20 protein-coding genes, 1 tRNA gene and 1 riboswitch are annotated in these 22,714 nt (G+C 36.3%); of the genes, 16 read left to right on the top strand and 5 right to left on the bottom strand.

Annotation, left to right across the window (positions count from 1 at the left end; genetic code table 11):
* Positions 1-58 precede the first annotated feature (58 nt).
* The 6 genes from LCM23_RS11650 (at position 59) to LCM23_RS11625 (ending at position 4,917) form a co-directional block, all read left to right on the top strand.
* Positions 59-1,135 carry a hypothetical protein gene (locus LCM23_RS11650; RefSeq protein ID WP_224937096.1) on the top strand — a complete coding sequence of 359 codons (1,077 nt, stop codon included), beginning with the start codon at positions 59-61 and terminating at the stop codon, positions 1,133-1,135.
* A gap of 183 nt (positions 1,136-1,318) precedes the next feature.
* Positions 1,319-1,777, top strand: coding sequence for an NUDIX hydrolase (locus LCM23_RS11645; RefSeq protein WP_095371889.1), 459 nt, complete (start codon positions 1,319-1,321; stop codon positions 1,775-1,777).
* Between the two features lie 25 nt (positions 1,778-1,802).
* Complete coding sequence (rapZ, locus tag LCM23_RS11640) at positions 1,803-2,693, top strand: RNase adapter RapZ (RefSeq protein ID WP_095371890.1); 891 nt, start codon at positions 1,803-1,805, stop codon at positions 2,691-2,693.
* Positions 2,690-3,658 (top strand): gluconeogenesis factor YvcK family protein, encoded by a 969-nt coding sequence (locus LCM23_RS11635; RefSeq protein ID WP_095371891.1) that lies wholly within the window; start codon positions 2,690-2,692, stop codon positions 3,656-3,658. Before rapZ ends, LCM23_RS11635 begins: the two co-directional genes overlap by 4 nt.
* A 27-nt stretch (positions 3,659-3,685) precedes the next feature.
* Positions 3,686-4,633, top strand: coding sequence for a DNA-binding protein WhiA (whiA, locus tag LCM23_RS11630; RefSeq protein WP_095371892.1), 948 nt, complete (start codon positions 3,686-3,688; stop codon positions 4,631-4,633).
* Between the two features lie 20 nt (positions 4,634-4,653).
* On the top strand, positions 4,654-4,917 hold the full coding sequence (locus LCM23_RS11625; protein WP_095371893.1) for an HPr family phosphocarrier protein: 264 nt from the start codon (positions 4,654-4,656) through the stop codon (positions 4,915-4,917).
* Between the two features lie 404 nt (positions 4,918-5,321).
* On the opposite strand, the gene clpP is transcribed toward LCM23_RS11625, so the two are convergent.
* Positions 5,322-5,921 (bottom strand): ATP-dependent Clp endopeptidase proteolytic subunit ClpP, encoded by a 600-nt coding sequence (gene clpP, locus LCM23_RS11620; RefSeq protein ID WP_095371895.1) that lies wholly within the window; start codon positions 5,919-5,921, stop codon positions 5,322-5,324.
* Between the two features lie 287 nt (positions 5,922-6,208).
* Here clpP and LCM23_RS11615 point away from each other — a divergent pair.
* Positions 6,209-6,280 (top strand) — tRNA-Arg (locus LCM23_RS11615).
* A 437-nt stretch (positions 6,281-6,717) separates the two neighbouring features.
* Here the strand turns inward: LCM23_RS11615 and LCM23_RS11610 are convergent.
* The 4 genes from LCM23_RS11610 to LCM23_RS11595 all read right to left on the bottom strand — a co-directional run bounded on the left by LCM23_RS11610 (position 6,718) and on the right by LCM23_RS11595 (position 9,722).
* On the bottom strand, positions 6,718-7,185 hold the full coding sequence (locus LCM23_RS11610) for a hypothetical protein (RefSeq protein WP_224937095.1): 468 nt from the start codon (positions 7,183-7,185) through the stop codon (positions 6,718-6,720).
* A 117-nt stretch (positions 7,186-7,302) separates the two neighbouring features.
* Positions 7,303-8,160: a manganese catalase family protein gene (locus tag LCM23_RS11605; RefSeq protein WP_224937094.1), complete on the bottom strand. Its 858-nt coding sequence runs from the start codon at positions 8,158-8,160 to the stop codon at positions 7,303-7,305.
* Positions 8,161-8,812: 652 nt separating this feature from the next.
* Positions 8,813-9,067 (bottom strand): YueH family protein, encoded by a 255-nt coding sequence (locus LCM23_RS11600; RefSeq protein ID WP_095371897.1) that lies wholly within the window; start codon positions 9,065-9,067, stop codon positions 8,813-8,815.
* Between the two features lie 202 nt (positions 9,068-9,269).
* On the bottom strand, positions 9,270-9,722 hold the full coding sequence (locus LCM23_RS11595; protein ID WP_095371898.1) for a hypothetical protein: 453 nt from the start codon (positions 9,720-9,722) through the stop codon (positions 9,270-9,272).
* A 190-nt stretch (positions 9,723-9,912) separates the two neighbouring features.
* On the opposite strand from LCM23_RS11595, the gene LCM23_RS11590 reads away from it, so the two are divergent.
* From LCM23_RS11590 to gap, 9 genes are all read left to right on the top strand, one after another.
* Entirely contained in the window at positions 9,913-10,188 is a 276-nt protein-coding gene (locus LCM23_RS11590; protein ID WP_224937093.1) for a hypothetical protein, read from the top strand.
* A 395-nt stretch (positions 10,189-10,583) separates the two neighbouring features.
* Complete coding sequence (locus LCM23_RS11585) at positions 10,584-14,780, top strand: S8 family serine peptidase (protein ID WP_224937092.1); 4,197 nt, start codon at positions 10,584-10,586, stop codon at positions 14,778-14,780.
* A gap of 331 nt (positions 14,781-15,111) precedes the next feature.
* Positions 15,112-16,344 carry a helix-turn-helix domain-containing protein gene (locus LCM23_RS11580; RefSeq protein ID WP_224937091.1) on the top strand — a complete coding sequence of 411 codons (1,233 nt, stop codon included), beginning with the start codon at positions 15,112-15,114 and terminating at the stop codon, positions 16,342-16,344.
* A gap of 83 nt (positions 16,345-16,427) precedes the next feature.
* Positions 16,428-17,441 (top strand): DUF3231 family protein, encoded by a 1,014-nt coding sequence (locus tag LCM23_RS11575; RefSeq protein ID WP_224937090.1) that lies wholly within the window; start codon positions 16,428-16,430, stop codon positions 17,439-17,441.
* A 9-nt stretch (positions 17,442-17,450) separates the two neighbouring features.
* Positions 17,451-17,918, top strand: coding sequence for a hypothetical protein (locus tag LCM23_RS11570; protein WP_224937089.1), 468 nt, complete (start codon positions 17,451-17,453; stop codon positions 17,916-17,918).
* A 367-nt stretch (positions 17,919-18,285) separates the two neighbouring features.
* Positions 18,286-18,371: riboswitch (cyclic di-GMP riboswitch) on the bottom strand.
* 225 nt (positions 18,372-18,596) lie between these two features.
* Positions 18,597-19,931 (top strand): RNA polymerase factor sigma-54, encoded by a 1,335-nt coding sequence (rpoN, locus tag LCM23_RS11565; protein ID WP_224937088.1) that lies wholly within the window; start codon positions 18,597-18,599, stop codon positions 19,929-19,931.
* A 19-nt stretch (positions 19,932-19,950) separates the two neighbouring features.
* Positions 19,951-20,199, top strand: a complete 249-nt coding sequence (locus tag LCM23_RS11560; RefSeq protein WP_224937087.1) for a glutaredoxin family protein — start codon at positions 19,951-19,953, stop codon at positions 20,197-20,199.
* Positions 20,200-20,393: 194 nt separating this feature from the next.
* Positions 20,394-21,422 (top strand): sugar-binding transcriptional regulator, encoded by a 1,029-nt coding sequence (locus LCM23_RS11555; protein WP_224937086.1) that lies wholly within the window; start codon positions 20,394-20,396, stop codon positions 21,420-21,422.
* A 15-nt stretch (positions 21,423-21,437) separates the two neighbouring features.
* Positions 21,438-22,445: a type I glyceraldehyde-3-phosphate dehydrogenase gene (gene gap / locus LCM23_RS11550; RefSeq protein ID WP_224937085.1), complete on the top strand. Its 1,008-nt coding sequence runs from the start codon at positions 21,438-21,440 to the stop codon at positions 22,443-22,445.
* Positions 22,446-22,714 lie beyond the last annotated feature (269 nt).

The raw sequence follows: 22,714 nt of genomic DNA, 5'->3' as shown, positions 1-22,714 counted from the left end.
ATATATTCCTTTTACAGCACAGGTAGCTCCTGTGCTCTTTTTTTTGGTTTTTGAGCAAATGAGGAAATGGTTCACTCAGAATGAAATCACGAATGAGAGCGAAGTAAAAGAGATTTGCATGTCACTTAGAATGAGAAAAAGAAATGAGAGCGAAGCAAAGTGGGTTAGCGAGTCACTCAGAATGAAAATCACGAATGAGAGCGGAGCAAAAGAGATTTGCACGTCACTCAGAATGAGAAAAAGAAGTGAGAGCGAAGCAAAGTGGGTTAGCGAGTCACTCAGAATGAAAATCACGAGTGAGAGCGAAGCAAAAGAGATTTGCACGGCACTCAGAATGAGAAAAAGAAGTGAGAGCGAAGCAAAGTGGGTTAGCGAGTCACTCAGAATGGAAATCACGAATGAGAGCGAAGCAAAGTGGGTTAGCGAGTCACTCAGAATGAAAATCACGAATGAGGGCGAAGTAAAAGTAAATTGCGCATCACTCAGAATGAGAAAAAGAAGTGAGAGCGAAGCAAAAGAGGTTTGCGCGTCACTCAGAATGAAAATCACGAATGAGAGCGAAGCAAAAGAGATTTGCACGGCACTCAGAATGAGAAAAAGAAGTGAGAGCGAAGCAAAGTGGGTTAGCGAGTCACTCAGAATGGAAATCACGAATGAGAGCGAAGCAAGGTGGGTTAGCGAGTCACTCAGAATGAAAATCACGAATGAGGGCGAAGTAAAAGAGATTTGTGCGTCACTCAGGATGAAAATCACGAATGAGAGCGAAGCAAAAGTGAATTGCGTGTCACTCAGAATGAGAAAAAGAAGTGAGAGCGAAGCAAAAGAGATTTGCACGGCACTCAGAATGAGAAAAAGAAGTGAGAGCGAAGCAAAGTGGGTTAGCGAGTCACTCAGAATGAAAATCACGAATGAGAGCGAAGCAAAAGTGATTTGCGTGTCACTCAGAATGAGAAAAAGAAGTGAGAGCGAAGCAAAGTGGGTTAGCGAGTCACTCAGAATGAAAATCACGAATGAGAGCGAAGCAAAAGAGATTTGCACGTCACTCAGAATGAGAAAAAGAAGTAAGAGCAAAGCAAAATTCTTTTTTACACAGATCGAATGTAGCACACCGGTTGGATATTATAATAATGGATAGACACTTACTATAAAGAAGTCTAGGCAATTTGCTTAGGACGAAGAATCATGTTCAACCTGTATCGTTGTAGCGCTATGACAAAAATAGTATAATATAATGATAAATACTATGCTTTCATTCATTAGAGTATTTAGGTTCATCTGTTCTCTAATAATGAGTGGCACGAAGTAAGAGGTGAATAGGATGCAGCGGGTCACAAACTGCGTATTATTAAAAGATGATCAAGTATTGTTGTTACAAAAGCCACGCCGAGGATGGTGGGTTGCACCGGGCGGAAAGATGGAGCCAGGTGAATCGGTGCGTGACTCTTGTATCAGAGAATATAGAGAAGAAACAGGGATTTACTTAAGGAATCCAAACATAAAAGGGATATTTACTTTCATTATGAAGGATGGAGATCAAGTACTTTCTGAATGGATGATGTTTACCTTTTTTGCTACAGATGCGGACGGATTAAATGTAGATGAGTCAGAAGAAGGAAAATTGCGATGGGTCGAAGTGGACAAAGTGAAGGATTTACCAATGGCTGCAGGAGATCATCATATTCTTGAATATATGATTAATGGCAATCGCATGATTTACGGTACATTTACTTATACACCTGACTTTGAATTAATTAGTTACCGCTTAGATCCAAGCTAAAAATGAATACAGGGGGAAGCGAGAAATGAGTTCGGTTGCAGCAAAAGAAACACAAATGGTCATTATTACGGGGATGTCTGGCGCAGGTAAAACAGTGGCGATTCAAAGCTTCGAAGATTTAGGCTTTTTTTGTGTAGATAATTTACCACCGACCTTATTACCGAAATTTCTTGAACTGATGAAGGATTCAGGGAATAAGATGAATAAGGTTGCGCTTGTGATGGATTTACGTGGCCGTGAGTTTTTTGAGCATCTTTTCAAGGCGTTAGATGATTTAGCAGATACGTCATGGGTCACACCAGAAATTCTTTTTCTTGATGCGGACGATGCGACCCTTGTAAGTAGATATAAAGAAACGCGTCGCTCTCATCCATTAGCGCCATCAGGTTTGCCAATGGAAGGCATCAAGTTGGAAAGAGAATTATTAGATGATCTAAAGGGTAGAGCGCAGATTATCTATAAGACATCTAATATGAAGCCGCGTGAATTAAGAGAAAAAATACTCCATGAGTTTTCTGTTAATAAACAATCTATTTTCACTGTAAATGTGATGTCATTTGGTTTTAAACATGGATTACCGATTGATGCCGATCTTGTATTTGATGTTCGCTTCTTGCCAAATCCGCATTATATTGAGCATATGCGTCCGAAGACAGGCTTGGATGAAGAAGTGTCTAACTATGTTTTGAAATGGAACGAAACAAATAAATTTTTAGAAAAAGTCACGGATTTACTAGCATTTATGCTCCCGCATTATAAGCGTGAAGGAAAATCACAACTTGTTATCGCGATTGGATGTACGGGTGGACAGCATCGATCAGTAGCACTAACCGAGTATATCGCTAACCATTTTAAGGAAGACTACAACACTCGCATCACTCACCGTGACATTGAGAGGAGAAGGCAAACAACATGAATAGAAAGCCGAGGGTCGTCATCATTGGCGGTGGAACAGGGTTGCCAGTTTTATTAAGAGGATTAAAAAAATATCCCCTTGATTTAACAGCCATTGTCACAGTTGCTGATGATGGTGGTAGCTCTGGTAGGTTGAGAGAAGAATTAAATATCCCACCTCCAGGAGATATTCGTAATGTTTTGGCAGCGTTATCAGATGTGGAACCCCTTGTAGAAGAAATGTTCCAGCATCGTTTTAAAACGTCCAATGAATTATCGGGTCATTCTTTAGGTAATCTGATTCTAGCAGCGATGACTTCTATTACTGGCGACTTTGTTCATGCGATTCAAGAGATGAGTAAAGTATTGAATGTGAATGGGAGAGTCTTACCTGCAGCTGAAAAGAGTGTTGTATTACATGCAGAAATGGAAGATGGAAGTATTGTATCAGGAGAATCTAAAATCCCTTACTCTGGCAAGAAGATTAAGAAAGTATTTTTGACTCCTGAGAAGGTAAGTCCGCTTTCGGAAACGATTGAAGCTATTCGAGAGGCTGATCTCATTATCATTGGTCCTGGTAGCCTGTACACAAGCATACTTCCTAATCTACTTGTACCGTCTGTAGGTAAGGAAGTGTGCCGTTCTCATGCAAAAAAACTGTATATCTGTAATTTAATGACGCAGGCAGGGGAAACTTTGGACTATCGTGCGAGTGACCACGTACAGGCAATATTTGATCATATGGCTGAGCCATGTTTAGATCTGATTCTTGTCAATCATGAAGAAATTCCAGAAGATATTCAAGAGCGTTATGAAGAGGAACGAGCGAAGCCTGTCTATTATGACCGTGATCGATTAGTCGAACAGGGGTTGGAAGTGCTACAGGGTGAGATTGTTAGCCTTGAAAAAGGGGCAATTCGTCATAATACGAATGAAGTCGCTAAAAAGATTTATCAATTAATTGTTAATGACATAATGAAAAACTAGTATTTGTCTGGTTAGGGGGGAGAAGGTATGTCTTTTGCTTCGGAAACGAAAAAAGAATTAACGAACTTGGAGACAAAGGATTGTTGCGGAAAGGCAGAACTATCCGCTTTGATTCGTATGAACGGATCTCTCTCTTTTTCAAATAAAATGTTAATTGTAGATATTCAAACGGAGAATGCAGCGATTGCCAGAAGAATCTATACGCTGATCAAAAGGAATTATGATGTGCAAGTTGAGCTGCTTGTTCGAAAGAAAATGAGACTTAAGAAAAATAACGTTTATATTGTTAGGCTAATGGAGCAAGCACAAAAGATTCTTGATGATCTGCATATTATTAGTGCTGGCTTTCAATTTATCCATGATATCTCAATGGATTTAATTAAAAAGAAATGCTGCAAACGTGCTTATTTAAGAGGGGCTTTTTTAGCAGGGGGATCAGTCAATAACCCTGAAACCTCTTCCTATCATTTAGAAATTGCTTCAATGTATAAGGAGCATAATGACGCCTTGTCGAAATTAATGAATACTTTTGGATTGAATAGTAAAACATTGGAAAGAAAGAAAGGTTTTATTACCTATTTAAAAGAGGCGGAAAAAATTACAGAATTCCTTAATATTATTGGGGCTCATAGCGCGCTTTTACGATTTGAAGATATCCGCATTGTTAGAGATATGCGAAATTCGGTTAATCGCTTGGTCAATTGTGAAACAGCCAATTTAAATAAAACAATTGGTGCTGCCTTAAGACAAGTCGAAAACATAAGATATATTGAGAGTACCGTTGGGCTAAAGGTGTTACCAGAGAAATTACGCGAAATTGCTGAATTGCGTGTTACGTATCAAGATGTGACTTTAAAAGAACTTGGAGAAATGGTCTCTGGTGGCACGATAAGCAAATCGGGTATCAATCATCGCCTAAGAAAAATTGATGAAATTGCAGAAAAAATTAAAACAGGGCAATGGAAGGAATCTTAAAGTTTTTTGGAGGTTAGGACATGGTAGAAAGACAAGTGGAAGTCAAAATTAAATCAGGCTTACAGGCGCGCCCTGCTGCAAAGTTAGTGCAGGAAGCCAATCGCTTCACAGCAGATCTCTTTATCGAAAAAGGCGGAAAAAAAGTAAATGCCAAAAGTATCATGGGATTAATGAGCCTATCTCTAAGTGCTGGTTCCACCGTAACCCTCCTCGCTGAAGGCAGCGATGAAACCGAAGCCTTAAATAAACTGACTGCACTCCTACAAGAAGACATTGTTTCATAATCTGTATAATACACAAATAACCTGCGCACCCCCATTACTAGATGCTTCCTTCTACCAATGGGGGTGCGTTTCTGCACAGCTATCCAGGTGGAAAATTGAAAAGAAGCCGTAGTAAAAAGGAATTGCGCAGCCATCGAGAAGAAAAACCACAAAAGAAGACCGAACAAATTAATTTTTCCTCTTATATCGGTTACGATTGCCACTCGACAAATTACGCTATTTCTACTTCTTTTTATCTCACCATTTTTCGTTCACCTCCCAACTATTTGTAAATCGACAATGAAACGTAATCTTATTCAACTATGTATTAACTCTAAATAGTCGATCTAACAACTATTCACTCATCACAAATAACAAAAGCCATCAGCAAAGGAAATGCTGATGGCTTTTGTTATTTGTGATGCTTATTTTTTCTCTTCTGGTGTATTGTTTGTAATGATTTTGTCGATAAGACCATATTCTAGTGCTCTTTCTGCAGTCATGAAGTTATCACGATCTGTGTCTTTAGAAATAACATCTAAAGGTTGACCAGTACGTTCAGCTAGAATTTGGTTCAATTTTTCACGTAAGAATAGGATGCGTTTAGCAGCAATCTCGATTTCAGTTGCTTGCCCTTGAGCGCCACCTAGTGGTTGGTGAATCATGACTTCACTGTTTGGAAGCGCAAAACGTTTCCCTTTTTCACCAGCTGCTAGTAAGAATGCACCCATGGATGCAGCCATACCAGTACAGATTGTTGAAACATTTGGTTTGATGTATTGCATCGTATCATAGATAGCCATACCAGCAGTGATACTTCCACCTGGACTATTAATATAAAGCGTGATGTCCTTTTCAGGATTATCTGCTTCTAAGAATAATAGCTGTGCCACAATTGAGTTAGCCACATTATCGTCAATCGCACTGCCTAACATAATAATGCGATCTTTTAATAGGCGAGAGTAAATGTCATAAGCGCGTTCCCCTCGGTTTGTTTGTTCGATTACTGTAGGGATTAAGTTCATTTCCAATTCCTCCTTTAAAGGTCAAAAAAGTTTTGGAAAGGTATTTTATACCTCGCCATTGGTAAATGTATGTAGTTTCATCATACATGGTTGGTCAATTAAGGTCAAACGAATCGCTTGATTATTTCAAGAGAATTATTCGACATTTTTTTCTAAGTTGATTTCCTCGTATCCATGATACCCACAAATTTTTGCTTTTAAACAACGAATGCTTGCATATAAAGGGTTTTTCCCATATAATTAATATTCGTAACACCAAGAAAAACGTGTTCCTACATATGAAAAATGCCCTCGTGGTGCAACGGATAGCACGTAAGATTCCGGTTCTTAAAATGGGGGTTCGATTCCCTCCGAGGGCGCTACATGCTTATAATATAAGGGATTATGGGAGATGTTTAATTTTTGTCCGACTTTTGTCCGACGAAGTTAAAAATCTCCTATTTTATTTATCCAAATCGGAAATTCATCAATCGATTATCCTTTAATTATTCTTAATATTCCTACATATAGATTATCGCTAATGCTTAAAAGAAGGTTAGTTTTAATATTTGAGGTGAAAAAAATTGAAAAGATAATTGAAGGAAAGGGGAGTTTAAGAGTTATTACAATATGTTTTCTAAAATTCACCAATCTCAAGAGCAATTCTCAAAAGTTGTACATAAGCGATCTACCAGAAAAAAGATGGTCAAAAGGTAAAAGAGCCCTATGGTATGTTTATCTAAATAAAATACAATGCATGTAACAACTAAATATTTAAGCTACATGAAAAAGTGTGCAATAGCCTTCTACTAGATCCTTAATTTTCGATAGGTTCTACCGGTTTTTCAATGTATTTTTGAAAGCCATAATTCAAAAGAGAAAGGAAATAATAAAGGATAAGTATTCCAGTTCTTGTGAATTTTTTGAGTTTAAAGTGTCCAATCTTTTCGAAAAGAGGAGTTAAGAGATAGGCAAAAATAACATCCATAATTAAATTGGTAGTCGCATATAAGGGGAATTTGCCATAAGTAAAGTGAAACACCCATAAATTTATCGTGAAGAATGGTCCTAAAATAAATGCTAATGCATCAAATAACATAAATTTATAACCACCTTTTACTGTCCACCAATTAAATATTGGACTTAACATTTCGACAATGAGTAAAAGAAAAGAGCAAAATAATGTCACTGGTAAAAATCTTTTAAACGAATTTTTAGGTAGAAAAATAATAACGATTAACCATAATACAATTGCATTAAATATTCTAAAAAAATTAGCAAGCATTCACTTCACCTCTATTTTCCTTTAGATTATGTGGATGTTAACTAATTTATACAGGTTTAGTTAATAGAAGGTTTGAACGATATTATCGAAAACAAATAAAAAGAGCCTATAAAGGCCCTAATTATCTAAATCATATAAACCTGGTGCATGTTCATTTGGCATATCGGGCATTGTTGGCACAGGAAACCCTTTAGGTGGTTCAGTAACTGAAAGGTCTCCACCATTCCTACTAGGTGTTGTTCCAGTGAATACTTCCCCAATAAGTGTATCATCTAAACGGAAATTAAATTGGGCGTTGTGAAAGCCCATATCAACATATTTCTTACATTCAGGATATTTATTCAAGTCGTAGTTAGGAACAGGGAAGATTTTTCCCCAATCGACTCCTAATGTTTCTAATGCTTTTGCAAAAGCATTTTGATGCGCATTATCTCTAACCATAAGAAAAGCTACTGTTTCTCTTAGAGTTTTATTACTGCTCATCTCATAAATTCTTGATTTTTGAAGTACACCAGTTGATTCTAATGAAACATTATTGATTAAATTTGCTACTAAATTACCGTGGTCATAAACCCAGGAACCATTCCATGGGTTACCTCCTGCATCAACTGGTAAGGATGCTTTAGCACCTATAATGAAATGATGGGGATTTGCCCCATCTTGAATAACATCATCTAACGGAGCATTATCAAATGCTTGGTTACCTGGGCTAGAACCACCAGCACCATTTAAAAGTTGATTTATTGTCGATTGTACTAATTCTATATGACTAAGCTCTTCTATAAATACCCCTCTTAATAGGTCTCGATATTTTTTTGCTTTTCCTCTGAAGTTGGCACTTTGAAATGAATATTGCATCATTGTACGTATTTCTCCAAATTGTCCACCTAGAGCTTCTTGAAGCACCTTGGCTGCATGTGGATCTGGTTTATCAGGAACGATCATATTAATTAAATCTTCTTTGTAAAAATACATTAATGTATTCCTCCGTTTTTGAGTTGTAAATTCTAATAATAAATCTATTTTGTGTTAAAAAAATCGTTTTATCCATTTATCCATTTATCCATTTAAAAAGCGCATCTGGGGAGAAATCTTTCTTTGTGAAATCAAGGCTTTAGCCCACATTTTTTAAAAAACTAACCAAAAAAAACACAAAATGTGAACAAAAAAGAAGAGTCATGCATTGACTCTTCTTTAAATGAAATTCCGATGAAACTACTCTTATTATGCAATTTTATCATGCAGAAAGGATGAGTAAAGAAAAGAACAGCGAGCGTGAGGGATGCATTCTGGGAAGGGATCATTGGTTGGCAAACCAATGTAACCATTGTATTTTATGTTCAATCATTTTAATGCTGGGGTTAAATAATGATGTTTCATCAAAAAGGTTGAAAATTCATTTATAAATCTATAAGAACGCTAAAGAGAAACATTACAACCAAGATATTTATGTACATGGCTGCTATAACTATGCCATAATGAATTTTTTTAAAAAGGAATAATGAAGTTGGGGCTAGTAATCCCCCGAAAATGAGCATGCCGAATATTTCATTTGAATAGAAGAAAATAATCACCTACAGACAATTTTCTCCTTAGTGTATTTAATTGATAAATTTTTATACGAAGGTTAACGAAATATGTTTAATTCAGTAAGCTTGGACAGTCTATAGGCTAGCTCGTATGAATTGCCTTCATAAAGGTGAAATGAGAGTGAATCATTGAGGTATTCCACTTTTTGTTGGAATTCCTCTAAACAGCCTATTTGTGCTGACCAATGGAGATCAGGAATAGAGACAATATATTTTTCTTCTGGAGTTTTAATAATGTATACATTTGAGTGTCTTTCTCCTAATAAATGCATTTTTTCTTGAAGATATTTCATCTATTCTACACCTCAACTTCTCCATTTATTAAAAGTATTATATAAATGAAAAGGAGACAAAGAAAGCAATATCTATTAGAAACACTGAAAAGGAGACTAAAGGCTCTAGGGAAAAAGTCTACAATATTGGGAATCGTTAACTTTTTCAAAATAAATGAATAAAAGAAGAGCCGATTGGCTCTATAGTACCTTGATTAACTTCTCATTTGTATGGATCAATATACTGCCACTTTTGAAATAAGTAAATGAGTGAAGCACAAATAATACAAGTGATAAAAATGATGATATGGATAGAATCATCCATTTTATAAATCCCGAAATATTCATAAAGGTTCATGATACCAAAAGAAAAGACTGCATCGCTAATTGTATTAATTGTTATATAAATCCAAAAGTTACCAAATGTAAAGTATAGAAAAATAGTAGGTAAGACAATGTATAAGCCGTAGACAAAAGGAGTTGTATTAGTTAATGGGAAAATGGTTTGCACAACTTCAACTAGATGATATCTTTGATATAGTTGAAATACTATTGTTAAAAGCAGGGCACTTACTAATCCACCGGGAATGAAGGACTTTACCCTTTTAGTATCTAAAAAAAGGAGAAAGAACCAAGGTAGAATCAACATAGTCCACAAGAAAATATGGGTAAACATTCAACTATACCTCCAATAAGTAGATAATTATACTCTTACCGATAACACCTTAGTCTATGCATAAAAAGTTGGGAATCGCCGGAACCCTTAAATGAGTTGAGATGAGAAAAATTCTCGAATAATTTGTTCTGCAAACAATAAAAATAGGTTTCTAAATTTTATAATAAAAAATTTAAAAAGAGATGATTGTATGAGAGAAAAATTATTAAGTATTCAACTTCCTGATAGATATGAAGAAAATTTGTTTGAATATATTCCTACACTAGATGGTGTTCCAGAGTTAATTGATTACTTAAACCTCGGATACTCCAAAAACCAATACAAAAAAATGACATCATTAGTCACAATTGAAAGTATGAAATTCAATTTAATTGAAGCAAAAAAAGACAATGCTCTTTCAAAGGAGGAAGTGGAAAAAGGAAATAAATTGATTGTAGAAGCGATTGAAAGATATAACTCAATATAAAGCACTAAATAATCTTCATAAGATAGGTACTAGAAAACAAAAAACAATCATACAGCCATTTTAGCGCCGGAAAGTGATAGTAAAGCTGAAACTGTTCCTTTTCAGCTGTCTTTAGCAATTCTCATGTATACATCTTCATAAAAACTAGAACTAGCATATCTCAAGTTAGATGTGTTTTTTTGTGTTGGGGTAATTCCGTCAAACATCTCACTAAAAAACGCAAGGAGCCGCAAAAAAATAACCGAAAATGGTCCGTTTGTTTTCTTTTTTCGACAAATTCTTCGCTTTTTTGTACCGAAGTACCTAAAAATATTACCCCAATTTACAAGTAATAACTTCACAACCTATCATTAAATTATAAAAATAATAAATTTTCAAAAAATAGGGGTGGAGTTATGAAGTTTAAAAAGCTAAAGCCGTTACTTACGTTGACGATGGCCGCTGGTATGATATTTTCGTTCAGTGTACCTAGTCATTCAATGGCAGCTGAGAATGATAAGTTCAATATGAAACAGATTGAATCTATGCTCAGTGGTTTATCCAAAGAAGAAAGAGCGACTTTGAATGAATTAAATGCGTCACCAACATTTACAATTTCTCCAGATATTAAGCAGGATAGTGCAGAATTAGTTTCTGTTATTGTAGAATTTAAAACACTTCCAGCAAAAGTGGCTGTTAAACAGCAACTTTTATTAGGTAAGCAAAAAGCGGTTAATAATGCAGAACAGCAAGTTGAGGCTTCTCATAAATCCTTTTCAACATTTATATCCTCAATGAAAAAGAAAAAATCTATTGATAAGTTTGATGCCAATAAGCTTGAGATCATTCATGAATACAAACACGCTTTTAATGGGGTATCAATGACTTTACCTGGTACGGCTATTCAATCATTACTTGCCTCTGATGAAGTAAAAAGAATATGGAGTAACAAAGAAATCAAATTAGATTTACCTAGTGAAGATGAGAAGGTTAGTCCGAAAATGGCTGATAGTGTACCTCAAATTGGGGTGGATCAATTGCATGATGAAAATATTAAGGGAGAAGGCATTAAAGTCGGTGTAATCGATACAGGAATTGATTATAACCATCCTGATTTAATGGATGCTTATAAAGGATATCGCTATACCGATGGCGAGAATCCTGCTGAGGTAGAGCCATCTTCAGTTAAAGGCTGGGATTTTGTTGATAATGATGCTGACCCAATGGAAACAACCTATGAAGATTGGGTTGGAAATGATGAAGGGTATCCTGAAGAATACGGTGGAGCGACTTATTATACATCTCATGGCACTCACGTATCAGGAACGATAGCAGCAAACCCTGATAACACTGTAGATTATGCTGTAACCGGGGTAGCACCAGAAGTTGATTTATATAATTATAGAGTGCTAGGTCCATACGGATCTGGAAGTAACGAAGATGTTATGGCTGGTATTGATAAAGCAGTTGCAGATGAAATGGATGTAATGAATTTATCACTTGGAACTTCTGTCAATGACCCACTAGACCCGACCTCTATTGCGATAAACCAAGCGATGCTTTCTGGGGTTGTTGCGGTAGTGGCTGCAGGAAATGCAGGTCCAGATGAAAAAACACTCGGTTCACCTGGTACAGCTGCTTTAGGTATTACTGTAGGGGCAAGTGACTCCGATATGAGTATCCCGACTTTAGATGTAACCGTTAAAGGACAAAAACTATCCTTAATGTTACTAGCGAAGAATTTTTCTGATAAGTTGGCATTACTAGAAGGTAAAGAGTTACCGATTGTTGAAGCTGGGATTGGCCAAGAGACGGATTTCCAAGGGTTAGATGTGAAAGGGAAAATCGCATTAATTGAAAGAGGCACTTTGACATTTGATGAGAAAATTAAACATGCGAAAGATGCAGGAGCAATAGCTGTTATTATCTATAACAATGAAGAAGGGCAAATCCCATCCTACTTGGGAGAAGGAAGTGAATATCTCCCATCTTTCCGCCTGTCAAAAGAAGATGGAGAGAAATTGAAAGCGAGTGGAGTCAATAAAATCACTTTAACAAATCTTGATGAAACGACAACAGAGGGAGATCATTTAGCTGACTTTAGTTCAAGAGGTCCGGTGAATGGAAACTATGATATTAAACCAGACGTTGTGGCGCCAGGAGTAGCGATATTTTCGACGATTCCAGAGTATATCAATAGTCCTGAAGAAGGAGTCGCATATGACAATGCCTATGCTAGAATGCAAGGAACGTCGATGGCAACACCTCATGTAGCAGGTGTAGCAGCATTGATTCTTCAAGAAAATGAAGCTTATGACCCTTTCGAAGTGAAGGAAGTATTGATGAATAACTCAGTCGACCTGAATGGCGATTATTCAGTGAATGAAGTTGGAGCAGGAAGAATCAATGCCTATGCATCTGTACATGCTGAAACGACAATTAAAGTACTTGATGAAACGGAAATGATGGAGGGAGAAGGTACCGTTGTTATAGATGAAGAGACAGCTTCTATAGCATTTGGTAGGGATTATTTACGTGATGATGGTGAAGCGATTAACCACTCTAAAGATATAGTAATCAAAAATAGCGGTAAGAAAAAATCTTATGACCTTACAGTAGAGTTTAATCAATCGATTGATGGGGTCGAAAATGCAAAAGAAAATAAGGTCACTTTAAAAACGAAGAAGTCTGTTACAGTCGGTAAAGGGAAAGAAAAAACGCTAAACGCCACCATCAATGTACCAGCGAATGCGAAGCCGGGTGCATATGAAGGCTATATTCGTATAAGTAATCAAGAGGATGCCCAAGAGAAATATCAAATTCCTTTTTCCATCTTTGTTACAGATAAAGGAATTGATTCTTTTGAAACGGATCGACCAACACTAGCGAATGATGTTGGGTTTTGGCAAAACTACTATCCAATTATTAACGGATTATTTACTTTGAAAAGTCCAATGGAAAGCATCGACGTGATCGTGAAAGATAGTCAGTCAGGTGAGGCACTCGGATATATTGGTTCGCTAAATGCTGAGAATATGATGCCAGATCGAGAATATTTCTTGCTGTATATGTTTACAGGAGCAATGTTGCCATTTACGAAAGACCCTAATCAGCCAATTGCTGAAGAATACGTAAAATTACCAGAGGGAGACTATGAAATAGTCATTTTAGCGAAGGATGATAGTGGAAAAACGTATACAGTTGACGCACCAGCAATCATTGACAATACCGCACCTGAGATTGAGTGGGATCACGAGCCAGGTGTGTATGAACTGAATGACTCGATGTTTACAGTCGAGGATGGGGAAGAGGCATTTTATGTGCATGGTAAAGTAGAAGATGAAACAATCGGACTATTAAATGAAAAAGGTTTACCGTACGATCAATCATCTAATACGATGTATTTTGACACGTCTAAATACGCTTATTTTGCAAGAACATTCCCAATTGATGCAGAAGGAATTGTGAAATTTGGCATTGAAAAAAGTGATATTGAAAATCAAGAGTTATATTTACGGTTAGCCACTTCCGATTTAGCGACAGCTGTTAAGATGGAGAACTATATTTTTGTGAAGGAAGGAACTCCATATGTTTCCGCTAGTTATGATAAGGAAGCGATAAAGAAAAAAGACAATATTACAATGACTCTTTCGCTAAACAATGTTCAAGATATGATGTCAGGGGAATGGCAAGTGAGTTTCCAACATGACTTATATGATTTCAAAAAGGCAAACTTGACGAAAGAGATAGAGCAATACACAAAACAAAAGGGCATTAAAGTGAATTTAGCTAAACCGGTAGTAGAAAAAAGTGATATTTGGAATAGTACGGTTACATTAAATACTGCTTTATCTGGAAAAGCTTTTGATGGGCTAGATGGGGATATGCCATTAATTGATGTGACATTTAAGTTGAAAGATGATGCTTATTATGCTAAAACAAGTAGCTTTGAAGTAGTAAATGGAAAGTATACAAAAAAAGACGAGCAACAAGTTGATATTCCTTATTATAGTATCGATTCATTTGATGTGATTTCTAAACATACGACTGTTTCAGGCTCAGTAAACTTAGAAGCCTTTAATAGTGAGGAAGGATATTTTAACCGCGTTGGAGAAGCAAACGATTTAGGTATTAAAGTGTATGCTCAAACACGTTCAGGTAAGAATTATAAAGGTACGCTGGATGATCATGGACAATTCACTGTAAAAGGAATTCCAGCGAGCAGTCAGGATTATACGTTAGTTATTGAAGCACCAGGCCACCTAAAGAGCGCCACAACTTTTGTGCCTGGTAAGAAAATCGATGGCGAACTCATTGGTCAACATCAAACCATCCGTCCAAAACTAGGATTAGCCGGTGATGTGAATGGTGATAAGGTCATTGATATTAAAGACATTCGAAAAATCGTTGATGCATATGGAGATGAAGATACCTCGAAGAAGAAAGAAGATATTAATCAAGACGGAATTGTCGATGAATTAGACATAAGAATAACAGAAAAGAATTTCTTAACGAAAGGTCCTGATGCTGAATCGAAACAACCAAAAGAAAAAATCGGTAACAAAGACCTTGAATATTTTCTTCGATTAATTGGTTTAACACCAATTGAATAGTACGAATCCTATCGACACGAACTTATTGAACTGCCCCTGTTAAGTAGACAGTGGAAATAATAAAAACAGTCTAAGCGGCTTTAGCTCTATATTCTTTAGGGCTAAGGCCGCTTAATCGTTTCTGATTTGCCCCCTCATTAGGTTATTTTTTCGAGATAAGTTTCATGGTTTACTCTACCGTATAAAACTTGGTCCTCCTAGTTTGTCTATTACTTTTCCGTCATGTGTAAGACTGTTAAATAGGATTTCCTTGCCTTTCTCCTTCATTTTTCTCTGCTATAATAGCCAAAAAGAGACATGATTAACTTTTCACTTATTGGGAGGTTCAAGGATGGAAGGAAAAATCATCAAATACTATCGAGAAGCAAAGAAGCTTACACAGAAGGAGATTGTACAAGGCATTTGCTCTATTACCCATTTAAGTAAAATTGAAAGAGAATCTACTCAATACTCCAGTGAAATTATTTATATGCTTTGTGAACGGTTGGAAATTAACATGGAAGAAGAAATTGAACGATTTCACCAATTTAAGCGAAAGATGACTGACCTACAAAAGCAAATTATTATTCAAGATGATGAGAGAATTGAGCAATTAAAGAAAGAGTTAACAGCAAACTCGTTAAGAAAAGTACCTGATTTTCAAGCGAGTTACTTTTTAACAATGGCGAGGTACTTCTTATATAAGATGAAAGTGACAGAAGCTTATTACTTTATCAACCAACTTCAAAAGGAAGTGATAGAGCTAACCTCTTTTGAAGAGAATTCATTAAAGCATCAATTAGGGATATATTATTTTTTAACGGGGAGAAATAAAGACTGTATTCGAGAATTAAGTTCTATTGACCATGATAGCTATCATCAAAATGAATATTATTACCATCTAGCACTCGCTTATTATGCTGCTAATCAGAACGTACAAGCCTATTATTATGGTAAAAAAGCTGCTGTTTATTTTCATTCAACGATGAATGTTAATCGCATGATAGATTCGGAAACATTATTACTTGTGCAGTTAAATGCGAAAGGTGCTCATGATTTTAAAGAGACGAAAGATAGGTATGAGGCTCTTTTTCGTTTATGTGAAGAGTGTGGCGAAGTAGAGAGAAAAGCAAAGGTATATAACAACTTCGCTTATGACCTTCATAAAAGGAAAAAATACACTGAAGCACACTATTACTATTTGAAAGCATTAGAAATTGCTTGCGAAAACTCTCCATTATACGCCATGTTTTTAGAAAATTATATTCATAATGGTTTTATTAGTGGGTTAGTACATAAAAAGGAATTGTTACAAGAAGTAAGAAAAGGGATTGAATTAGCAAAGACTTACCAATGGAGTGGGCTTTTTACATTTGAGCTTTACTCCTTCTTAATTGAGGGCAGAGAAGAGGAAGCATACGCTATTATAGAAAATAAATTATTACCTTATTATCGTCAGTCGGGTGATACGCTTATGATAGAAAAATACGAGCAACGTTTATTTGCTTATTATAGGAAAATTGGTGACGTTGAAAACGCGTTTGAATTGGCAAAAAGTTTAATTGCTTCACCGACATTAGTTTAATTGTATATGGATGTAAAAAACTGGGAATGTTTCCTTGAAGTTAAGGACACGCTATAGATAATCTTTCAAGTGGGAGGGTTAATATGGCGGAGAAAGATCAAAGGTTAACGGCATCTGAGTTAGCACAGCTATGGAATGCCTATATGAATAATAAAATGTATAAATGCGTCCTGCAATATTTTTATGAAAAAGCTGATAAAGGAGAGATTAAGGAATTTATTGAGACGGCTATCGAGATGTGTGATGAAATTATTTTTGATATTACGACGATCTACAATAAGAACAACCATCCATTGCCGAAAGCCTTTAGTGAAGAAGAAGATGTTAATGTAACTGCTCCAAAGCTTTACTCAGATGTGTTTATCCTTGCGTATATGCATGATATGACTCGTTATGGCATTATTGGTTATGGAACGGCATTAGCTATTGCGATTCATGAAGATGTGGATCAAATTTTCACAAAAGCATTGGAAAAAGGTTCACAATTATATAGAAGGGCAATTAAATTGCAGCAAGATAAGGGTGTTTTTCACCCCTCACCGTCTATTCCAATCCCAGAAAAAATTGAAATCGCTGAAAAAAATAGTTATTTAAACGGCTTTATAAGTGAACAGCGAGCATTATCAGTCGTTGAGATTATGAATGTGTACAATGATATGCAAAGAAATGCTTTAGGAAAGGCCCTGTTTTTAGGCCTTTGTCAAACAGTTACTTCCAATGATATCAAGAAATTCTTGCGGAAAGGCCTTGATTTGTTCGATGAAAATGTTCAAGAATTTGCTAATACTTTAATTAAAGATAGTATTTCTGTTTCACCGACTTGGGACTCAGAAGTGCTTAATTCTACCACACCACCTTTTTCAGAAAAGTTAATGCTATACCAAGTAGTAATGTTTATTGCTACGTTATCCGGCTATTATGGGACAGCATTAGGTACGACTACAAGACGGGATTTAACGGTAATGTATGCAAAGATAATGACCGAAACATTAGACTTAGGCAATCAATCGGCAAGTTTATTAATTAAATACGGTTGGCTTGAACAAGCCCCTCAGTCAGTAGACCATAGAAATATTTCCAAAAAGAAAAGGAAATAGGGATGTTCTGTGAGAAAAAATAACCCGATTGAGAAATTGTTTTGGTCGATTGCTTTTCCCGGTTTTGGTCAATATTTAAATGGTAAATTGTTTAAAGGGACTGTATTTTTAGTTTTAGAAATTTTATTTAATGTCATGGGTAATTTTAACGAAATTATTATGTTGAGCTTTCAAGGGAAAGTTCACCAAGCTGCTGAAGCCGCTAATTATGGATGGTTAATGTTTTATCCGTGTTTATACTTCTTCGCTATTTGGGATGCTTATAAGGATGCCGGGGGTGAAGGGAGTAAGTATTCATTCTTACCATTTGTATTTTGTGCTTATTTTGTAACGGTTGGTCTTATGTATTCAACAGAGGTATCAATATTTGGCGTGTTTTTTGGGCCTGTATGGTTACCGATGTTAGCTGTCATTCCTGGTGTCATAATCGGGTGGCTCATTCGAATGGTCATCCTTAAATTTTCAACTTCATCATAAAAGCCAACCCTTCGCATGGATATATGGTTGGCTTTTAAATTTGGTATGTATACAATTAATCCTCATTTACTGTTGCTTTGCATACGGGACAAGTAATTTTTTCATTCGATCTAAATTGGATTTTCTTCAAATCTTTCCTCGTAAATGTAGCAAAAACATTATAGCGGAAACCGCATATACAAGAGTGTTGGTCTTTTACAATGTGGGTTAAATGGGTTTCTTCGCTTTGAACGGTTGGATAGATCATAAGACACACCTTTCTTTTTTGTGGGAAATTTAGGCAAAATTAGAAAGGTTTTTATATAGGAGACCTTTAGAAAGTCCATAAGAAGTAAAGGTGATTCAAGCGAAAATAATCACCTCACACATCTGCAACCCGGCTGCCATGACAATATATGCTTTAGGCCCGTGGCTTTGCGTCTTTTACTTTCGTAAAATTTGCCCAATATGATAGATTCTATCACATATTCATAGAGTATGGTCGATAAACGTCCTTTTTGTAACTAAAGGGAAAAATAACTGAAAAATCTAATAATTGTTTAGTTTCCACAAATCTTCCTTTTTCTTTTTTGATGATATTTACTCTACAATCTGAATAGTTATGTAGTGAGCTACCAATTTATTTCTATACACTATTTCAGGTGATTATTGTAGAATGGGAATAAGGGGGTTTTTAGAATGAACTTGAAAGCAGGGTTATGGCAACAGCAAACATTAAAATTGACCATGACACAAGAGCTTACACAAGCGATTGCGCTGTTACAATATAATACACAAGAATTATCTGCCTTTTTGGAAAGTAAGGCGTTAGAGAATCCCCTTATGCAAATTGAAGCGAGTCCTGCACAAGCAGCCGATTCGAGATTTGATCGAATGAAACCATCAAAACAAAAAGTAGATGACAATAAACAGGACTGGATTGAACAAATCGGTTCAAAAAACCATACCACATTACAAGAATACTTACATTCGCAGTTAGCGATCGCAGAATTAAATCATATGGAATATAAACTCATTTCCTATCTCATTGGATGTTTAGATGAAAACGGTTACTTACAAACAGACCTACAAACTGTTGCGGAAAAATTCAACGTAAGTGAAGAGGATATGAATGAAGCGTTGATTGAGATTCAAAGTTTAGAACCCGCAGGAGTAGCAGCGAGAGATTTACAGGAGTGTCTATGGTTACAATTAGAGAGACTTCACCCTTATAATGAAATCGCTGAGAAAATCATTAGTGATTATTTTATTCTTTTTGCTGATAAGAAATGGAAAGAAATTGCGAAAAAAATGAAGGTAGACATAAAAGAGATCCAAGAAGTTTTTGATCTTGTGCAAACACTTAATCCAAGACCAGCTGCAGCCTTCCAAAATGAGTTAGCACCATATATTACACCAGAAGTCGTTATTCAGTGGGAAGATGGGACTTTTTCTGTAAGTATTTATGATGATGTGCTACCAAAGATTCGCTTTAATGAGAGCTATTTTCGTAAGTTTCAAGCAGGCGGAGATCAAGAAGTGAATCGTTTTTTGCAAGAGAAAAAAACGGATTTTCAATGGATTGCTAGAAGTATAGAGCAAAGAAAAGAAACATTATTAAAAGTAGCATTAAAAATTGTTGAAAAACAGCCTGATTACTTCTGGAAGGGCCCAAATTATTTGCAACCGATGACAATGAAAGAGATAGCTGATGAATTAGAGATACATGAATCAACGGTCAGTCGTGCGGTCCGTGAAAAATATGCGCAAACGCCATTTGGAACGATTGAATTGCGATCCTTTTTTTCTAGTACGATTAAGACGACGTCATATGAGAATACATCATCTGAGCAGGCGAAAAACGCAATAAGTGACATGGTCAAAGGTGAAGATAAGAAGAAACCTCTTTCAGATCAAGTGATAGTTAAGCGATTAGAAGAGGAAAAAGGTATTGTGATATCAAGAAGAACAGTTGCAAAATATCGTGATCAATTAAAAATTCCATCTTCTTCAAAAAGAAAAAGATACGAATAAAGAGTGGGGTGGATGATTATTGCAGATTGTTAAACTGTATACAAGAAAAGGATGCCCCTTATGTGAGCAAGCTGAGCTTGTCATTGAGATGGTCCAAGAAGAAAGTTTATTTCAATATGAAGCCATTGATATTGAAACAAGTGATGATCTAACAGAACGCTTTGGTTTAATGATTCCAGTTATTGAAGTAGACGGTGAGATCCTTCAATATGGACAAGTAGATTATGCCACTCTTTCTGAGAAGTTAAGTGGGGAAAATGATAAATGATTGAAAAATAAAAATAACCCTGCTAATATAAAGTTGTAGGGTTATTTTTAAAGATTAATGATTAAAATAGTGTAAAAAGGGTATAAGAATAAAGAAGAAAAAAATGAAGTTTTGACTTCATTATATATTTTTATTCTCGTGGGACACAAAATGTCTTGCGTGGACATATAATGTCCATGTAAAGGGGTAAGAAATTGAATAAGTGGATGAATGTTACTCAAAAAGTAATTCCAGACTTGATGGAAATAATGAAAAGACGATATGAAATTTTGCAACAAACCTCTTTAATGGAGCCTGTAGGAAGAAGGAGTTTAGCGACAAAAGTAGGCATGACCGAAAGAGTATTACGCGGAGAACTCGATTTTTTAAGAGAACAAGGCTTAATTATTGTAGATGCACAAGGAACGAAACTATCAGAGGCTGGAAAGCATCTCCTTGTAGATCTCCACGAGGTGATTAAAGAATGGTCGGGATTAAATGATAAAGAAATAAATTTGACTAAAATGCTTCAAATAGAAAAGGTACTACTTACTTATGGGGATACTGATAAGGATGAAACAGTAAAGTCAGAGTTAGGAAAAGAAGTAGCCCGACTTGTTCAGGTGATAGCTAATGGAGGGATGACCATTGCAGTAACGGGTGGATCCACAATTTCAACTGTAGCTGAAGCGCTTAGGAAACAGCAACATATGTCGGATGTCTTATTTGTTCCAGCCCGTGGAGGCGTCGGCACAGATATGAGATTCCAAGCCAATACATTAGCGGCGCGAATGGCAGAAGAATCGGGCGGCACATACCAAACATTGTATGTCCCAGATGTCGTCGGTGAAGAAATGTATCAATCCATCATCAAGGAACCAGAAATTAAGCAAGTGCTGAAAGTGATAAAAAAGGCGAATATCGTTATTCACGGTATTGGCAATGCACTTGAGATGGCAGAAAGACGTGGTACCCATACGGGAAATATAAAGGAATTAACAGAATCAGGTGCGATTGCTGAAGCATTCGGGTATTACTTTAATGAAGAGGGTAAAGTGGTCCATCGTTTGCAAACGGTAGGACTACAACTAGAAGATTTGCAACATGCAGATTATGTGATTGCCGTTGCAGGTGGATCAACAAAGGCTAAAGCGATTGCTGCCTACATGAAACAAGCACCGAAACAAACCATACTTGTCACAGATGAGATTGTGGCACAGGAATTACTAAAAACAATTAATTAACGGAGGTTTCATACTATGACAATCAAAGTGGGAATAAACGGATTTGGAAGAATTGGCAGAAACGTATTTCGTGCAAGCTTTGAAAAGGAAAATGTAGAAATCGTTGCGATAAATGACTTAACAGATGCGAATATGCTTGCTCATTTATTAAAATACGACTCCATTCATGGAGCATTTCCGCACGAGGTAAAGGTAGACGGCGATAACTTAATCGTAGGTGGCAAAAAGGTTAAAGTGTTAGCAGAAAGAAATCCAGCTGATATTGGTTGGGGTGATTTAGGTGTTGAGTTAGTTGTTGAATCTACAGGCCGCTTTACAAAACGAGCAGATGCAGCGAAACACTTAGAAGCAGGTGCGAAGAAAGTGGTTATATCTGCTCCGGCAACCGATGAAGATTTAACGATTGTAATGGGTGTGAACCATGAGTCATATGATCCTGACAACCATCATATCGTATCAAATGCTTCCTGTACGACGAATTGCTTAGCACCGTTGGCGAAAGTTTTACATGATTCATTTACAATCAAACGTGGAATGATGACAACTGTCCACTCCTATACAAATGACCAGCAAATTCTTGATTTGCCTCATAAAGATTATCGTCGAGCAAGAGCAGCTGCAGAAAATATTATTCCAACAACAACTGGAGCAGCAAAAGCCGTTTCCCTTGTTCTACCAGAATTAAAAGGGAAATTAAATGGTGGTGCCATTCGTGTTCCAACACCGAATGTTTCTCTAGTTGATTTAGTTGCCGAGCTTGATAAAGATGTCACAGTCGATGAAGTGAATGAAGCATTGAAATCTGCCGCAAATGGAGAGTTAAAGGATATTCTTAGCTTTAGTGAGGAACCATTAGTTTCAGGTGATTACAATGGCAATCCTGCATCATCAACTGTTGATGGATTATCTACAATGGTCATGGAAGGCAATATGGTCAAAGTCATTTCATGGTATGACAATGAAAGTGGTTATTCTCACAGAGTAATTGATTTAATGGAATATATGGCTGAAAAAGGATTATAAATGTAGGTTTGGTAAACATTAAAAATAAAATTTTGCTTACAAACTCACATCTTTATGGATATTAGATGAATGAACGTCTATAATGATAAATGGTGAAGGGAGAAAGGGACCATACCTCTCCCTTTTATTTTGACTTTTTCTAAACGTTTTCGCGCTTTTCTTGCGCGAGTAAGAAAGAAAACGGTGATTTTTTATACATATAAATGAATGAACATTCGCCTTTCTTGTAGTACAAGCAGCTAACTAGAAAATAGTCTATTATTATGTTT

This window comes from Cytobacillus kochii, from assembly GCF_020171845.1.
Classification (GTDB): domain Bacteria; phylum Bacillota; class Bacilli; order Bacillales; family Cytobacillaceae; genus Cytobacillus; species Cytobacillus kochii.
The sequence above is the reverse complement of the archived record's forward strand: the minus strand, read 5'-3'. Positions and strand labels throughout refer to the sequence as shown.

Excerpts from the sequence above, each read along its gene's own strand:
- LCM23_RS11580 (WP_224937091.1), top strand. The coding sequence starts at position 15,112 with ATGGAAGGAAAAATCATCAAATACTATCGAGAAGCAAAGAAGCTTACA.
- LCM23_RS11635 (WP_095371891.1), top strand. The coding sequence starts at position 2,690 with ATGAATAGAAAGCCGAGGGTCGTCATCATTGGCGGTGGAACAGGGTTG.
- rapZ (WP_095371890.1), top strand. The coding sequence starts at position 1,803 with ATGAGTTCGGTTGCAGCAAAAGAAACACAAATGGTCATTATTACGGGG.
- rpoN (WP_224937088.1), top strand. The coding sequence starts at position 18,597 with ATGAACTTGAAAGCAGGGTTATGGCAACAGCAAACATTAAAATTGACC.
- LCM23_RS11610 (WP_224937095.1), bottom strand. The coding sequence starts at position 7,185 with ATGCTTGCTAATTTTTTTAGAATATTTAATGCAATTGTATTATGGTTA.
- LCM23_RS11590 (WP_224937093.1), top strand. The coding sequence starts at position 9,913 with ATGAGAGAAAAATTATTAAGTATTCAACTTCCTGATAGATATGAAGAA.
- whiA (WP_095371892.1), top strand. The coding sequence starts at position 3,686 with ATGTCTTTTGCTTCGGAAACGAAAAAAGAATTAACGAACTTGGAGACA.
- LCM23_RS11575 (WP_224937090.1), top strand. The coding sequence starts at position 16,428 with ATGGCGGAGAAAGATCAAAGGTTAACGGCATCTGAGTTAGCACAGCTA.
- LCM23_RS11595 (WP_095371898.1), bottom strand. The coding sequence starts at position 9,722 with ATGTTTACCCATATTTTCTTGTGGACTATGTTGATTCTACCTTGGTTC.
- gap (WP_224937085.1), top strand. The coding sequence starts at position 21,438 with ATGACAATCAAAGTGGGAATAAACGGATTTGGAAGAATTGGCAGAAAC.
- LCM23_RS11650 (WP_224937096.1), top strand. The coding sequence starts at position 59 with ATGAGGAAATGGTTCACTCAGAATGAAATCACGAATGAGAGCGAAGTA.
- clpP (WP_095371895.1), bottom strand. The coding sequence starts at position 5,921 with ATGAACTTAATCCCTACAGTAATCGAACAAACAAACCGAGGGGAACGC.
- LCM23_RS11625 (WP_095371893.1), top strand. The coding sequence starts at position 4,654 with ATGGTAGAAAGACAAGTGGAAGTCAAAATTAAATCAGGCTTACAGGCG.
- LCM23_RS11600 (WP_095371897.1), bottom strand. The coding sequence starts at position 9,067 with ATGAAATATCTTCAAGAAAAAATGCATTTATTAGGAGAAAGACACTCA.
- LCM23_RS11585 (WP_224937092.1), top strand. The coding sequence starts at position 10,584 with ATGAAGTTTAAAAAGCTAAAGCCGTTACTTACGTTGACGATGGCCGCT.
- LCM23_RS11645 (WP_095371889.1), top strand. The coding sequence starts at position 1,319 with ATGCAGCGGGTCACAAACTGCGTATTATTAAAAGATGATCAAGTATTG.
- LCM23_RS11605 (WP_224937094.1), bottom strand. The coding sequence starts at position 8,160 with ATGTATTTTTACAAAGAAGATTTAATTAATATGATCGTTCCTGATAAA.